Source organism: Rhodobacter capsulatus (assembly GCF_003254295.1).
Lineage (GTDB): Bacteria > Pseudomonadota > Alphaproteobacteria > Rhodobacterales > Rhodobacteraceae > Rhodobacter > Rhodobacter capsulatus.
In genome coordinates, this window is record NZ_QKZO01000004.1 from 270750 (window position 1) to 285723 (window position 14974).

General features: G+C 63.5%; 11 protein-coding genes. 6 read left to right on the forward strand and 5 right to left on the reverse strand.

Annotated elements, in window-relative coordinates:
• Positions 1-9 precede the first annotated feature (9 nt).
• On the reverse strand, positions 10-984 hold the full coding sequence (gene cobS, locus LY44_RS07780) for a cobaltochelatase subunit CobS (protein ID WP_055213480.1): 975 nt from the start codon (positions 982-984) through the stop codon (positions 10-12).
• A gap of 175 nt (positions 985-1159) precedes the next feature.
• Here cobS and LY44_RS07785 point away from each other — a divergent pair, with 175 nt between their 5' ends.
• Together LY44_RS07785 and LY44_RS07790 are read left to right on the forward strand one after the other, a co-directional pair.
• A complete protein-coding gene (locus tag LY44_RS07785) occupies positions 1160-1531 on the forward strand; it encodes a hypothetical protein (RefSeq protein WP_055213478.1) in 372 nt (123 codons plus the stop codon).
• Between the two features lie 146 nt (positions 1532-1677).
• A complete protein-coding gene (locus tag LY44_RS07790; protein WP_055213476.1) occupies positions 1678-2301 on the forward strand; it encodes a J domain-containing protein in 624 nt (207 codons plus the stop codon).
• Between the two features lie 133 nt (positions 2302-2434).
• On the opposite strand, the gene LY44_RS07795 is transcribed toward LY44_RS07790, so the two are convergent.
• Entirely contained in the window at positions 2435-4588 is a 2154-nt protein-coding gene (locus LY44_RS07795; RefSeq protein ID WP_055213474.1) for a malate synthase G, read from the reverse strand.
• 156 nt (positions 4589-4744) lie between these two features.
• Here LY44_RS07795 and pepN point away from each other — a divergent pair, with 156 nt between their 5' ends.
• Positions 4745-7291 (forward strand): aminopeptidase N, encoded by a 2547-nt coding sequence (pepN, locus tag LY44_RS07800; protein WP_055213472.1) that lies wholly within the window; start codon positions 4745-4747, stop codon positions 7289-7291.
• A 173-nt stretch (positions 7292-7464) separates the two neighbouring features.
• On the forward strand, positions 7465-8982 hold the full coding sequence (gene gatB / locus LY44_RS07805) for an Asp-tRNA(Asn)/Glu-tRNA(Gln) amidotransferase subunit GatB (RefSeq protein ID WP_055213470.1): 1518 nt from the start codon (positions 7465-7467) through the stop codon (positions 8980-8982).
• Between the two features lie 354 nt (positions 8983-9336).
• Here gatB and LY44_RS17650 read toward each other — a convergent pair whose 3' ends face one another.
• Positions 9337-10182 carry a hypothetical protein gene (locus tag LY44_RS17650; RefSeq protein ID WP_146707220.1) on the reverse strand — a complete coding sequence of 282 codons (846 nt, stop codon included), beginning with the start codon at positions 10180-10182 and terminating at the stop codon, positions 9337-9339.
• A 234-nt stretch (positions 10183-10416) separates the two neighbouring features.
• Between LY44_RS17650 and LY44_RS07810 the strand changes: the two genes are divergently transcribed.
• Complete coding sequence (locus tag LY44_RS07810; RefSeq protein ID WP_055213468.1) at positions 10417-11391, forward strand: DUF808 domain-containing protein; 975 nt, start codon at positions 10417-10419, stop codon at positions 11389-11391.
• On the opposite strand, the gene LY44_RS07815 is transcribed toward LY44_RS07810, so the two are convergent.
• The gene (locus LY44_RS07815; protein WP_055213466.1) at positions 11392-11946 is read right to left on the reverse strand and encodes a hypothetical protein; all 555 of its coding nucleotides are present in this window, start codon (positions 11944-11946) and stop codon (positions 11392-11394) included.
• A 235-nt stretch (positions 11947-12181) separates the two neighbouring features.
• Positions 12182-12787, reverse strand: a complete 606-nt coding sequence (locus tag LY44_RS07820; RefSeq protein WP_055213464.1) for a hypothetical protein — start codon at positions 12785-12787, stop codon at positions 12182-12184.
• 576 nt (positions 12788-13363) lie between these two features.
• Here LY44_RS07820 and LY44_RS07825 point away from each other — a divergent pair.
• Positions 13364-14962, forward strand: a complete 1599-nt coding sequence (locus tag LY44_RS07825) for an ABC transporter substrate-binding protein (protein ID WP_055213462.1) — start codon at positions 13364-13366, stop codon at positions 14960-14962.
• Positions 14963-14974: the final 12 nt, after the last annotated feature.

The following is a 14974-nucleotide window of genomic DNA, read 5'->3' on the forward strand; positions in this document are numbered from 1 at the left end:
CGCCCCCCCTTAACGCCCCGCGATGACGGCGGCGCTTTCGGGCAGTTCCTCGTCGAACAGGCGCTGGTAGAACTCGGCCACGGTGGCGCGCTCAAGTTCGTCGCATTTGTTCAGGAAGGTCAGCCGGAAGGCATAGCCCACATTGCGGAAGATGTCGGCATTCTGCGCCCAGGCGATCACCGTGCGGGGGCTCATCACCGTCGAGAGGTTCCCGGCCATGAAGGCGGTCCGGGTCAGATCGGCCACGGTGACCATCTGGTTGATCACCTTGCGGCCCTTCTCGGTGTTGTAATGCGGCACCTTCGACAGGACGATCGCGGCCTCGGCGTCGTGGCTGAGGTAATTCAGCGTCGCCACCAGCGACCAGCGGTCCATCTGACCCTGGTTGATCTGCTGCGTGCCGTGGTAAAGCCCGGTCGTGTCGCCCAGACCCACGGTGTTCGCGGTGGCAAAGAGCCGGAAATAGGGGTTCGGCGTGATCACCTCGTTCTGATCGAGCAGGGTGAGTTTCCCGTCGGCCTCCAGAACGCGCTGAATCACGAACATCACGTCCGCCCGGCCGGCGTCATATTCGTCGAAGACGATCGCGGTCGGGTTGCGCAGCGCCCAGGGAAGAATCCCCTCGTGGAAGACCGTGACCTGCTTGCCGTCCACCAGCTTGATCGCGTCCTTGCCGATCAGGTCGATGCGGCTGACGTGGCTGTCAAGGTTGACCCGCACGCAGGGCCAGTTCAACCGCGCCGCCACCTGTTCGATATGGGTCGATTTGCCGGTGCCGTGATAGCCTTGGATCATCACGCGGCGGTTGTAGGCAAAGCCCGCCAGAATCGCCGTCGTGGTGTCGGGGTCGAACTTGTAGGTCGGATCAAGGTCCGGCACGCGGTCGGTGCGTTCGGCAAAGGCTTTCACCTTCATGTCGCTGTCGATCCCGAAGACTTCGCGCAGATCGATCTCTTCGGTGGGCTTGGCGGTCTGGTCGAGCATCTTCGGTCCTCTTCGTGCACTCGTTGTTTTGTGGCCGATGGGGCGCCCCGGCGCAAGAGGCGGATTGTGACAGGGACAAGGAGGGGGACTGGGAGGGGAGGGGCGTCGTTCACCCCTTCGTTGCTTGACCTGCCGCGCGCAAGGCGTATCTGTCGCGGCCAAAACGAGGTGCGCCATGCAGCTTTACGACTACAAGGTGGTTCCCGCGCCGGTGCGGGGCGAAAAGGACCGCGGTCTGAAGACCGGGGCCGAGCGTTTTGCCCATGCTTTGGGCGAGCTGATGAACGAGCTGGCGCGCGAGGGCTGGGAATACTGGCGCGCCGAGACGCTGCCCGCCGAGGAACGGGCGGGGCTGGCCTCGAAGGTGACGGTGATGCACCATCTGCTGGTGTTCCGCCGCGCGCTGGCCACGGCCGAGCCCGGCGAGGGCGAGACGGAAGACGAGACCGGCCTGACCTTTTCGACCGAACGGCGCGGCAGGCTGACCGCCTTCGCCCCCGAAGGCCGGGCGCCGCGGCTGGGTCCGGCTGCGGACGAGACGTTCTGAGACCGGCCTTTGCGGCGCGACGGCAGCTTGCCCCTTGGCTTGGCGGGGAAATGCTCTATCCTCTGCCCCCCGAGTCGGTCAGCGGACCCAGAAGCCGCACCGCAGCGAAACCTGGCCCCCCGAGCTGGCCCCATGAGCAAGACCCGATGAGCAAGACCGACCCTTTCGGCTTCAATATTTCTGCCGCGGCCGACAAGAAAAGTCGGACCAAGGGCAAGCGCGGCATGTCCGGCGCCTTCGAAACGTCGACAAGGCAATGCGATCACCCCGATTGCAAGGAGCCGGGCCAGTATCGGGCGCCGAAAAGCCCGAAGGTGCTGGATGACTATTTCTGGTTCTGCAAGGACCATGTGCGGGAATACAACCTGCGCTGGAACTATTTTCAGGGCCAGTCGGACGAGGAATTCCAGCAGTTTCTGGACAATGCCAATGTCTGGGAACGGCCGACGAAACCCTTTGGCCGCTCGAAAGAGGAAAAGGGCTGGGCGCGGCATGGCATCACCGACCCGATGGAGCTTCTGGGCGCCAATGCGACGCAAAACCCGGGGCGGACGGTCATCGGCCGCAAGCTGCCGCCGACCGAGCGGCGCGCGCTCGAGCTTCTGGATGCCCGCGACACGATGACGAAGACCGAGATCCGCGGCTGCTACAAGGCGCTGATCAAGGTGCTGCACCCGGACATGAACGGCGGCGACCGCTCGCAGGAAGAGATGCTGCAGCAGGTGGTCTGGGCCTGGGATCAGATCAAGGACAGCCGCAACTTCAAGTGAGGCGGCGGGGGCGCTGCCCCCGCACCCCCGAGGTATTTCGGGCAAGATGAAGGGCAGCTGTGGTCTGCTTTCATCTTGCCAAAAATACCTCGGGGGGAGTCCGCTTGCGGACGGGGGGCAGAGCCCCCCTTTCTTATACCTTGGCGGCCTTCACCTGCGCCCGGCGCTGGTGCAGCACGGGTTCGGTATAGCCCGAGGACTGGATCCGGGCGAGGAAGACCAGATCGCAGGCGGCCTGAAACGCCAGCCCGTCGAAATTCGGCGCCATCGGCTGATAGGCCGGATCGCCCGCATTCTGCCGATCGACCACGGCCGCCATCTTGCGGAAGGCCTTCATCACCTGCGGCTCGCCGACGATGCCGTGATGCAGCCAGTTCGCCAGCGCCTGGCTGCTGATCCGCAGCGTCGCGCGGTCTTCCATCAGGCCCACGTCATGGATATCTGGCACCTTCGAGCAGCCGATGCCCTGATCGACCCAGCGCACGACATAGCCCAGAATGCCCTGCGCGTTGTTTTCGATTTCGGCCGTGATCTCGGCCTCGGAATAGGTGCGCCCGACGGCGAGCGGGATCGTCAAAAGATCAAACAGCCGCAGCGGCCGTTGCAGCTGCGCGATCTCGCGTTGTCGCGCCTTCACGTCGACGCGGTGGTAATGCGTCGCATGCAGCACGGCGGCGGTGGGCGAGGGCACCCAGGCGCAGTTGGCCCCGGCCATCGGATGGGCGATCTTCTGCACCAGCATGTCGGCCATGTTGTCGGGCGCGGCCCACATGCCCTTGCCGATCTGCGCCTTGCCCGGCAGCCCGCAACGCAGGCCGATGTCGACGTTGCGATCCTCGTAGGCGGAAATCCAGGGCTGCGATTTCATCTCGGCCTTGGTCACCATCGGCCCGGCTTCCATCGAGGTGAAGATCTCGTCGCCCGTCCGATCGAGGAAGCCCGAGTTGATGAAGGCCAGCCGATCCTTGGCGGCGCAGATGCAGTCCTTGAGGTTCGCGCTGGTGCGGCGTTCCTCGTCCATGATGCCCAGTTTCACCGTATTGGCGGGCAGGCCCAGCACCCGCTCGACATGGGCGAAGCTGGCGCAGGTGAAGGCGACTTCCTCGGGGCCGTGCAGCTTCGGCTTGACCACATAGACCGAGCCGGTGGTGGAATTGGCGCCGCGTTTCAGGTCATGGAGCGCGCAAAGCGTGGTCACCATCGCATCCATCAGCCCCTCGGGCGCCTCGGCGCCTGTGCGGGTCAGGATCGCGGGGGTGGTCATCAGGGGGCCGACATTGCGCACCAGCATCAGCGCCCGACCCTTGAGCGTGACCGTGCCGCCCTCGGGCGCGGTGAAGCTCAGATCCGGCGCCAGCGCCCGGGTGAAACTGCGCCCGCCCTTCGTCACCGTTTCCGTCAGATCGCCGCGCATCAGGCCCAGCCAGTTCCGATAGGCCAGAACCTTGTCGGCGGCATCGACGGTGGCCACCGAATCCTCGCAATCCATGATCGAGGACAGGGCGGATTCCAGCACCAGATCGGCCAGCCCCAGCGGATCGGTCGCGCCGATCGGATGGCTGCGGTCAAGCTTCAGGATCAGATGCAAGCCGTTGTTGCGCAACAGAATCTCGTCGGGCGCCGCGGGTGCGCCGCGATAGCCCGCGAATTGCGCCGGGTCTTTCAACCCGGTTTCCTCTCCCGCGACCTCGGCGAAAAGCCCGCCCTGGTGCAGCCAAAGACGGCTGGCCGCGGCCCAGGACCCGGCCACCAGCGGGCAGGCGGCATCGAGGAAATCCTTGGCCCAGGCGATCACTCTGGCGCCGCGCACGGGGTCGTAACCCGGCGTGGCGGGCGGCAGTCCCAGCGCATCGGTGCCGTAAAGCGCGTCATAAAGACTGCCCCAGCGCGCATTCGCGGCATTGAGCGCATAGCGCGCATTGGTGATCGGCACGACCAGTTGCGGGCCGCAGACCCGGGCGATCTCGGGATCGGTCGGGCCGGTCTCGATGCTGAAATCGGCGCCTTCGGGCACGAGATAGCCGATCTCCTCCAGAAAGGCGCGATAGGCGGTGGCGTCATGGCCCTGAGTGCGATGCTGCAGGTGCCAGGCGTCGATCTGCGCCTGCAGGTCGTCGCGCCTGTCCAGCAGCGCCCGGTTCTGCGGAGCCAAGTCATGGATCAGCGCCGAAAACCCCGTCCAGAACCGCGCCGGATCGACCCCGGTCCCGGGCAATGCCTCGGTTTCGATGAAGGCCGCCAGTTCCGCCGCAACCTGCAGCCCCTCGCGTTCCACGCGTTCCGTCATCGGCTCCTCCCAAGCTTTGGCCGGTATCTTGGCCCTGATGTCGCCCCTGTCCAGCGAAATTCGCGATCCCCCCGGCTGTCGGCGATGCCTTGCCGGGGGGGCGGTAAGCGCCTAGCTTGCACGAAAGCCCAGTGCAAGCCCAGTGCGAGGAAAGTCATGGACGGCGTCACCCTTTTGTCGGATTACAAGCCCTATCCCTTTGAGATCGCGTCCGTTTCCCTGACCTTCCGGCTGGATCCGGCGGCCACGCGGGTCACGGCGACGCTGGAGGTGACGCCGCGGCAGCCGGGTGCCGACATGGTGTTGCAGGGCGAAGATCTGCGGCTGATCTCACTTTCCCTTGACGGGCGGGCGCTGGCCCCGGGCGACTATCAGCTGGACGAAACCGCGCTGGTGCTGCCCGCCGCGGTGCTGCCCGCAGGCCCGTTCCGGCTGCAAACCGAGGTCGAGATCGCCCCCGCCGCGAATACTGCGCTTGAGGGGCTTTACATGTCGAACGGGCTTTATTGCACCCAATGCGAGGCCGAGGGCTTTCGACACATCACCTTTTACCCCGACCGCCCCGACGTGATGAGCCGCTTTCATGTCCGCATCGAGTCGGATCTGCCGGTGCTTCTGTCGAACGGCAACCCGGTCGGGCAGGGGCCGGGCTGGGCGGAATGGGACGATCCCTGGCCGAAGCCTGCCTATCTTTTCGCGCTGGTGGCGGGGGATCTGCGCGCCACTTCGGGCAGTTTCACCACGCGCTCGGGGCGGCGGGTCGATCTCAACATCTGGGTGCGTCCGGGCGATGAAACGCGCTGCGATTTCGCGCTGGGCGCGCTGGTCCGGTCGATGGAATGGGACGAAACGGCCTATGGGCGCGAATATGACCTTGATCTGTTCAACATCGTCGCGGTCGATGATTTCAACATGGGGGCGATGGAAAACAAGGGCTTGAACATCTTCAACTCGAAGCTGGTCCTGGCAAGCCCCGAAACCGCGACCGACACCGATTACGAACGCATCGAGGCGGTGATCGCGCATGAATATTTCCATAACTGGACCGGCAACCGCATCACCTGTCGCGACTGGTTCCAGCTTTGCCTGAAGGAAGGCTTGACGGTCTACCGCGACCAGAGCTTCACCCGCGACGTGCGGCTGGGCGGGCTCAAGCGCATCGAAGACGTGGCGGCCCTGCGCGCACGCCAGTTCCGCGAGGATGCGGGCCCGCTGGCCCATCCGCCGCGGCCCGACCGTTACAAGGAAATCAACAACTTCTACACCGCGACCGTCTATGAAAAGGGCGCCGAGGTGGTGGGGATGCTGGCGACGCTTCTGGGCCCTGAGGGCTATCGGGCGGCGCTGGATCTTTACTTCGACCGCCACGACGGCCAGGCCTGCACGATCGAGGACTGGATCAAGGTCTTCGAGGAGGCCTCGGGCCGCGATCTGCGCCAGTTCATGCTCTGGTATACTCAGGCGGGCACGCCGAAGCTGACGGTGACCGAGGCTTACGAAAACGGCACCTATACACTGGAGGTGACCCAGACCACCCCGCCCACCCCGGGCGAGGAGGTCAAGCCGCCGCGCCACATTCCGCTGGCGGTGGGGCTGTTGTCGCCCAATGGCGACGAGGTCGTGCCGACCACGGTGCTGGAACTGACCGAGGCGCAGCACAGCTTCCGCTTCGAGGGGCTTTCGGCGCGGCCGGTGCCCTCGCTCCTGCGCGGCTTTTCGGCGCCGGTGATCCTCGAGCGCGCGACGACGCCCGCCGAACAGGCGTTCCTGCTGGCCCATGACACCGATCCCTTCAACCGCTGGGAGGCCGGGCGGACGCTGGCGCGCCAGACGCTGATGGTGATGGCGCGCGGCGAGGGGGCGCAGCTTGATTACCTCGATGCGGTGGGGCGGCTCATTGCCGATGACGAGGCCGATCCGGGCTTCCGCGCCGCCTGCCTGCGCCTGCCGGGCGAGGACGAGATCGCGGCGGCGCTGTTCGCGCGCGGCGACACCCCCGATCCGGAGGCGATCCGGGGCGCGCGGCGCAAGCTGATGAAGATGCTTGCCACCCGCCACGGCGCGGCGCTGAGCCGGGTCTATGACAGCTGCGCGGTGACGGGCCCCTACAGCCCCGACGCCGGGCCCGCCGGGCGCCGGGCGCTGCGGCTGGCCACGCTGGCGCTTCTGACCACCGAAGATGGCGGCGCCCGGGCGGCGGCGCTGTTTGCCGAGGCCACGAACATGACCGAAAGCATCGGCGCGCTGAATGCGCTGGTGGTCGAGGGCAAGGGGCAGGGGCAGCTGGCCAGTTTCGCCGCGCGCTGGGCGGCCGATCCGCTGGTGATGGACAAGTGGCGCATGGCGCAGGGCGCGCTGACCCCGCCCGAGGCGGCGGCGGAAACCGTGGCGCGGCTGGCGGCGGCGCCGGAGTTCGACTGGAAGAACCCGAACCGCTTCCGCAGCCTGCTGGGCGGCTTTGCCGCCAACCATGCGGGCTTTCACCGCGCCGATGGCGCGGGCTATGCGCTTTATGCCGATTGGCTGTTGCGCCTCGATCCGCTCAATCCGCAGACCGCGGCGCGGATGTCGACCGCCTTCGAGACCTGGCGGCGCTATGATGCCACGCGGCAGGCGCATGCCAAGGCGGCGCTTGAGCGCATCGCCGCCACCCCCGGCCTCAGCCGCGATCTTGGCGAGATGGTCGGGCGGCTTGCGGGCTGAAAGCGCCGGGGCGCTGCCCCGGACCCCGGCGTATTTGCGCCAAGAAAAAACACATCGGCTTTTTCTTGGGTCAAATACGCCCTTTCGACCTCAGACCCGCCGCGCGGGCGGGCCATCTTGCCCCGCGCCACGCCCTGCCCTAGAAGGGCTCAAGCCGAGAAAGGGAACCCGCAATGCTTGATCACCTTGCCTTCACCGCCCCCGAACCGAAAGTCATTGCCGGCGCGAAAAGCGACTGGGAGCTGGTGATCGGGATGGAGGTGCACGCGCAGGTGGCCTCGAACGCGAAGCTGTTCTCGGGCGCCTCGACGGTGTTCGGCAATGAGCCGAACGCGAACGTCGCCTTTGTCGATGCCGCGATGCCGGGCATGTTGCCGGTGATCAACGAATTCTGCGTGGCCCAAGCCGTGCGCACCGGGCTGGCGCTGAAGGCGGGGATCAACCTGCGTTCGGCCTTTGACCGCAAGAACTATTTCTACCCCGACCTGCCGCAGGGCTATCAAATCTCGCAACTCTACCACCCGATCGTGGGCGAGGGCGAGATCATCGTCGACATGGGCCCGGGTGTGGCGCGCAAGGTGCGGATCGAGCGCATCCATCTGGAACAGGACGCGGGCAAGTCGATCCATGACATGGACCCGACCATGTCCTTTGTCGATTTCAACCGCACCGGTGTGGCGCTGATGGAGATCGTCAGCCGTCCCGACATTCGCGGCCCGGAAGAAGCCGCCGCCTATATCGCCAAGCTGCGGCAGATCCTGCGCTATATCGGCACCTGCGACGGCAACATGCAAAACGGCAACCTGCGCGCCGATGTGAACGTCTCGGTCTGCCGCCCCGGGCAATACGAGAAATATCAGGCGACACAGGACTTCAGCCATCTGGGCACGCGCTGCGAGATCAAGAACATGAACTCGATGCGGTTCATCCAGCAGGCGATCGATTACGAAGCGCGCCGCCAGATCGCAATTCTGGAGGACGGCGGCTCGATCGTGCAGGAAACCCGGCTTTACGACCCGGACAAGGGCGAGACGCGCTCGATGCGCTCGAAGGAAGAGGCGCATGATTACCGCTATTTCCCCTGCCCGGACCTGCTGCCTTTGGAAATCGAACAGGCCTGGGTCGATGACATCGGCGCGACGATGCCGGAACTGCCGGACGACAAGAAGGCCCGGTTCGTCAAGGATCTGGGGCTGTCGGAATATGACGCCTCGGTGCTGACGGCGGAAGTGGCGGATGCCGAGTATTTCGAAGCCGTGGTGGCGGTGGCCGAGGATGGCAAGCTGGCCGCGAACTGGGTGATCAACGAGCTGTTCGGGCGCTTGAAGAAAGAGGGCCACGAGATCGGCCAAAGCCCGGTCAGCCCGGCGCAGCTGGGGGGCATAATCAAGCTGATCCGCTCGGGCGACATTTCGGGCAAGATCGCCAAGGATCTCTTCGAGATCGTCTATACCGAGGGCGGCGACCCGGCCGCGATCGTCGAGGCCCGCGGCATGAAGCAGGTCACCGACCTCGGCGCGATCGAGGCGGCGGTGGACGAGATCATCGCCGCGAACCCGGCGCAGGTGGAGAAGGCGAAGGCCAATCCGAAGCTGGCGGGGTGGTTCGTGGGCCAGGTGATCAAGGCGAGCGGCGGCAAGGCCAACCCCGCCGCGGTGAACGAGATCGTGGCGAGGAAGCTCGGGTTGTAAGAGAAAAAGGCGCTCCTTCGGGGGCGCCTTTTGGTTTTGGGGGGAAGTCGAGACGGAGCTATTTATTTTTCTGATTGCCGAATTAATTCTTCATACAGAAGCGAAATGCCGATGATAGCTGTGATATTGCCTCGCCTTCGCAATTCGTCTGCGATTTTCTTTACGGAGGAATCAAAAGCGCTTCGATATGTGCGCGGGTTTTCGAGAAAGGCTCGTGAGTTGAAGTCGAAGAATATCAACTTGTAAAACTCACTCCGTTCTTCGGCCATAAAGGCTTCTTTGGTGATGGAGGTCGATGACTTCTCTATGCGTGAGTAGAAATAAAAGTCGGGAAAGCCAAGTCTATAATACTCCCTAATTCCGCCAAGAAATATAGGCGGTGTTTTTTTTGTCATAGAAGTGAACTCCTAGTTCTTTTAGGCATTCACGGTTCAAGCTTTGTGTGATGCGGTTAAGCCCATCTTGATCGCTTTCGAGTTCAAGAAGATCATTTCCTTCAATCGTGCCGGAAAAAGAAGCGGAGATGGAGTTTGGTCTATTCGCGACAGATCTACTTCTAAGCTGAAAGATCAACTTGTTGTCGGATGTTTCTGCCATTCCCACGACGCCCATGTGCCAAGTCAAATCCTCAGATCCGATCTGCGGAAGCTGTTGGGAGTCATCGAGTAGTTTTCTGCGGAGCGTGGTTCCTTCTAATATGATGTCGGGAGAAAAGTGAGTTCTAAGCGAGTCGAAGTAACTACATCTGGAGAATGTTATCGAGATTTCATTTTTATGGATTTCGATCTTGTTTATGCAAAATGGCTCGCCGTCGAATAAGTGATTCCGTTTTTTGCCGGATTTCCTTAAATCGTCCAGTAGTGGCTCCGTGAAGCTCGATACTTTTCGGCTTAAAATTCTCTTTTCGTCATTCCATCGAAGGGTAATTCTATTTGATTTGCTTTCCGCTGGCGAGATGAAGTGGCAAGCTGGTAGGTAATCCACTTTTCCGCTGATGAATGTTTTGATGTGGTTTTCTTTCCCGTAGAATTTGAAAAGGTCTGTCTCGGATACTATCTCGGATTTATTTTTAAATATTTCATTCCGGTCGCGAAAGCTTCTGAGGGAGCCAAGTCCAATTCCCTTGGAGAATAAACCGTCTAAAGTCTTTAAGATGGCCCATCTGACCGACGTTTCAGCTAAAAATATCCAATCCAGCATAGCGTTAACTCTCAACCTCTCTCGATCGCTCTTAATTTATTCTTTGGCTCTCTTGCTTTGCGTGTTGTTCGCCGATTCGGTTTGCTTTTTTTGATGGCGTTAACGTTGTGAGCTTTTCGGCGAAAAAGAGTATCCTCGGTGATATGTTTCTCAAAGGTGGTTTTGTGTCGCGTATTCCCCTTGCACCACGCGCCCCCAGCCCCTACTTACCCGCAAAACCCAAGGGAGATTTGAATGAGCGGCCTTCTCGCCCTTCTGGATGACGTGGCGGGGATCGCCAAGATTGCGGCCGCCTCGGTGGATGATGTCGCCGCGGGCGCGGCCAAGGCGGGGGCCAAGGCCGCGGGGGTCGTCATCGACGATGCCGCCGTCACGCCGCGCTATGTGCATGGGTTCGAGGCCAGCCGCGAATTGCCGATCGTGGGCAAGATCGCGATGGGCTCGATCCGCAACAAGCTGGTGTTCCTTTTGCCCGTCGCGCTGCTCCTCTCGGCCTTTGCGCCCTGGGTGATCACGCCGCTTTTGATGCTCGGCGGCGCCTATCTGTGCTTCGAGGGCGCGGAAAAGGTCTTTCACGTCCTGTTCCCGCATGGCCCCCATGCCGATGGCCATGTCGATCCGAAAGACGATCCGGCGGGCGATCCGGCTCATCTCGAGCGCGAAAAGGTCTCGGGCGCGGTGAAGACCGATTTCATCCTTTCGGCCGAGATCATGACCATCGCCATGGCCTCGCTGCCCGCGGGGCAGCCGCTCTGGATGCAGACGCTGGCGCTGGCCGTGGTGGCGGTGGGGATCACCGTTCTGGTCTATGGCGGCGTCGCGCTGATCGTGAAGGCCGATGACGTCGGGCTGTGGCTGGCGCGCAGGGGCAAGATTGCGCCGATCCGCTGGGTCGGGCGCGGCCTGGTGCGGGCGATGCCGCCGCTGATGACGGTTTTGTCGATCGTCGGCACCGCGGCGATGATCTGGGTCGGCGGCTCGATCCTTTTGCATGGCGCGGCCGAACTCGGCTGGCCCGCCGCCTATGACACGATCCACCATCTGGCCGAGGGCGCGGGCCATCTGCTGCCCGCGGGCGGCTTCACCGCATGGCTTGTGACGGCCGCCCTGGATGGCGTGCTGGGGCTGCTCTTCGGGCTGCTGCTGATCCCGCTGGCGATGTATGTCGTCGATCCGGCCCTGCGGCTGGTGGCGCGGCTGCGCGGCTGATCAGACCGCCGTCGGCAGCGGCCGCGCCCCGGCGGGAACGCCGTTCAGCATCCGCAGCTTGCCCTGGCGCTGCGGCACCGGGCGGGGGGGCTGGGCCGGGCGTCCCTCGGGGCCAAGCGGTTCGGGATGGGCCATCAACAGCCCGTGCCGCGCCTTCAGCGCCGACAGCGCCGCCGCCGTGCGCAGATCTTCCAGTGCCGCCAGGGTCTGGTGCAGCTGCTCCGAGAGCGCTTTCAGCTGCGCCTCGGGCAGGGTGTCGTGCCGGGTGCGCTGCGCCTGGGCGCGCAGGATGAATTCCGCCTGCATCGTCACCGCGGCCAGCATCCGCATTTCGCCCACGGCCAGATCAAGATCTTCTTCCTGCAGCAAAAGCCAGCGTTCGCGCGCCTCGCCCGCATGGGCGACGACTTGCAGCGCCTTGTCGCGCACCGCCTCGATCTGCTGGTGCAATGCAGTCAGACGGGCCGCCCGGCGGGTGGCACCGGGCGTCAGCAGGTTGCGCATCCGCACCCAGAGGCTGGGGGGCTGCTCTTGGCCGTGGTCTTCGGGGGACATTTCGATCTTCCTTTGCCTCGCATGCGTCGGTGGGGGAGTGGGCCACCCCGACGTTTCTTTTGTGCGAGACTCGCGCAGGATTGGTTAAGATATGGTTAACAATCCCGGCTTCCCCCTGGGGGGGAGGAATTATCGGTTCCGGCGATGTCGATTTGCATCGCTCTGGCACCGACCGGGCACTGGAACGCGTGCCACTGCTCTGCCCGGCCCGCATCGGCGGGCAGGGCCTTCGATCTCAGACGATGCGGCGACGTTCGACCTTTTCGATGATCATCGCGCATTCCTCGACAAGGTAGAAGAAATAGTCGTGCTTGATGTCGAGCCCGTCGAGCATCAGGCTGGACATGAAGCGCAGCTTCGCCGTCGCTTCGAGGATCGAGGTCGGACGGTGGTCGAGGATGTCCTGCTCCGCCACGCCCATGCGGTAGCGGTAAAGCTTGATCATCTCTTCCAGATCCTCGATCGCCACCATCTCGGGGCTGCAGGCCTTGAGCACGAAGCGGCGATGCGCATTGGGCAGGCCCTCCGGCACGACGCGCTTGGCCAGATCGCTCAACTGCTTGAAATCCGTGTAGGAAAGATCGGTGATCGTCAGGCTGTCCCGGGCCACCATCTCACCCGAGTCCAGCGCGACCGTGTCGGTCTCGGTCTCGCGCTGCTTGGCGTAGAACTGCCGCGACAGGGTTTCCTGTTCGACGATCAGATCTTCCAGCAGATGTTCGAGATAGTCGTATTGCGCGATCTTCTCGGACAGGGCCAGGTGTTCCGTTTCCGCCGCCACGGCGAGCGCAACCGGCTGGGCTTCTTTCATCTCGTGCTTCTTGCGGAACGTGAACGCCATGTTGGTTCTCCTCGGCTGGTCGGCACCCTTTGGGCACCCGTCTGATGAGGACACTATCGGCACCGCCTGCGGCATGAGTGAGGAAGCTTTTCGGAATTGTCGCCCAAAATGGAAACAAAAGGTTAACGACGTGTTGAGGCCGTCAAGAATCCTTAATGACTCCTTAATTCCCCGGCCAACCCCTTAAAACTTGGGGAAAACTGTTAACCAAGCGGCAATAATTCTGCTTTCGGGGCGGCACTGGCCGCGCGCGCTCAACCGTCGGTCAGTGGCAATTGTGTCAAAATTGCGCGATCCGGGCCGCTCTGCCGCGATCCCGCCGCGGTTGGCCGTCCCGGCCGTCGGAGGTCGGGCCGGGGGGCTTGACGTGGCCGCGTTGACGATTCGCGCGGCAGGGCGGGGGCGGTCGTTCGCGCTGCGGAAACGCCGGGCAGTCGCCGGGCGTTTTCCCGCTGCAAGGCGCCTTTGCGTTCACGCGCGCTTGATCTTCCGCAAGGAACGGGCCAGCTTCGTCCGATCGGGTCGGTCCGCTTCGGATCGCCCGCGACAAGAAACGACAGGACAGGGAGTCCGCACATGACATCACTCCGCAGCCTTCGCCCGGCGGCCGCTTTCGCCGCCCTTCTTGCTTGTGTCGCGCCCGCAGCACTGTTTGCGCAGACGCCCGCCGACACGCTGGTTCTGGCGGATGCGATCGACGATATCGTCTCGATCGACCCGGCCGAAGCCTTTGAATTCTCGGGCGCGGACCTGAACAACAACCTTTACGATTCGCTGGTGGAGCTTGACCCCGCGAAACCCGGTGAGCTGGTGCCGGGGTTGGCCGAAAGCTGGTCGGTCGATGAAGATGGCGTCACCTATCGCTTCAAGATGCGCCCGGGTGTCACCTTCTCGAGCGGCAATCCGGTCACCGCCGAGGCCGCCGCGCAATCTCTGCGCCGCGTCGTCCAGATGGACAAGACCCCGGCCTTCATCCTTACCCAGTTCGGGCTGACCAAGGAGAATGTCGAGCAGACCGTCAGCTTTGACGGCGACACGCTGATCCTGAAGACCGACAAGCGCTATGCGCCCAGCTTCATCTACAACTGCCTGACCTCGACCACCGCCTATATCGTCGATGTCAAGGCGGCGATGGAGCATGAGGTGAACGGCGACATGGGCAATGAATGGCTCAAGTCGCATTCCGAAGGCACCGGCGCCTATGTGCTGCGCTCGTTCAAGCCGAACGAGGGCTATATCCTGCAGGCCCGCGAGGGGCATTGGCGCGGCGATGCGCCGATCAGGAACGTGCTGATGCGCCATATCCCCGAAGGCGCGACGCAGCGGCTGCTGATCGAAAAGGGCGACATCGACATTGCCCGCGAAATGACCCCGACCGATATCGAGGGCGTCAGCGGCAATCCCGATATCGTGGTGCAAAAGGATGTCGGCGGGCAGCTCTATTATCTGGCGATGAACCAGAAGGTGGCCGATCTGGCGAACCCCAAGGTGCTCGAAGCGATGCGCTGGGCGGTCGATTATCAGGGCATGGCCGACAGCATCCTGAAGGGGCAATGGGTCGTGCATCAGGCCTTCCTGCCCAGGGGCTTCCTGGGCGCGCTGGACGACACGCCCTATAGCCTCGATCTGGAAAAGGCCAAGGCGGCCTTGGCGGAGTCGGGGGTGAAACTGCCGCTGGAGGTCAGCCTGACCGTGCGCAACAACCCCGAACGGATGAACATCGCGCAATCGGTGCAGCACACCTTCGGGCAGATCGGCATCAACGTCACGCTGGATGTGGGCGACGGCAAGCAGGTGCTGGAGAAATACCGGGGCCGTCAGCATCAGATCACCCTGCAGACCTGGGGCCCGGATTATCCCGACCCGCATACCAACGCCTCGACCTTCGCCGAAAACCCCGACAACTCGGACGCGGCCAAGGCGACGGGCTATCTGGCCTGGCGCACGGCCTGGGATCCGGGTGCGATGGGCGCCGAGGCCGAGGCCGCCGTGGCCGAACCCGATGCCGCCAAGCGCGCCGCGATGTATGAAGACATGCAGCGCGTGCACCGCGACAGCTCGGCCTTCGTGACCATGTTCCAGATGGCGCGGCAAGATGCGTTGCGCGCCAATATCAAGGGCTTCCACGCCGGCGGCGCCACCGATCAGGCGAGCTACTGGACCGTGACCAAGTAAGACGATCCCGCC

Bases quoted from the DNA above. Each gene is read 5' to 3' on its own strand.
- cobS (WP_055213480.1), bottom strand. From the start codon at position 984: ATGCTCGACCAGACCGCCAAGCCCACCGAAGAGATCGATCTGCGCGAA.
- LY44_RS07785 (WP_055213478.1), top strand. From the start codon at position 1,160: ATGCAGCTTTACGACTACAAGGTGGTTCCCGCGCCGGTGCGGGGCGAA.
- LY44_RS07790 (WP_055213476.1), top strand. From the start codon at position 1,678: ATGAGCAAGACCGACCCTTTCGGCTTCAATATTTCTGCCGCGGCCGAC.
- LY44_RS07795 (WP_055213474.1), bottom strand. From the start codon at position 4,588: ATGACGGAACGCGTGGAACGCGAGGGGCTGCAGGTTGCGGCGGAACTG.
- pepN (WP_055213472.1), top strand. From the start codon at position 4,745: ATGGACGGCGTCACCCTTTTGTCGGATTACAAGCCCTATCCCTTTGAG.
- gatB (WP_055213470.1), top strand. From the start codon at position 7,465: ATGCTTGATCACCTTGCCTTCACCGCCCCCGAACCGAAAGTCATTGCC.
- LY44_RS17650 (WP_146707220.1), bottom strand. From the start codon at position 10,182: ATGCTGGATTGGATATTTTTAGCTGAAACGTCGGTCAGATGGGCCATC.
- LY44_RS07810 (WP_055213468.1), top strand. From the start codon at position 10,417: ATGAGCGGCCTTCTCGCCCTTCTGGATGACGTGGCGGGGATCGCCAAG.
- LY44_RS07815 (WP_055213466.1), bottom strand. From the start codon at position 11,946: ATGTCCCCCGAAGACCACGGCCAAGAGCAGCCCCCCAGCCTCTGGGTG.
- LY44_RS07820 (WP_055213464.1), bottom strand. From the start codon at position 12,787: ATGGCGTTCACGTTCCGCAAGAAGCACGAGATGAAAGAAGCCCAGCCG.
- LY44_RS07825 (WP_055213462.1), top strand. From the start codon at position 13,364: ATGACATCACTCCGCAGCCTTCGCCCGGCGGCCGCTTTCGCCGCCCTT.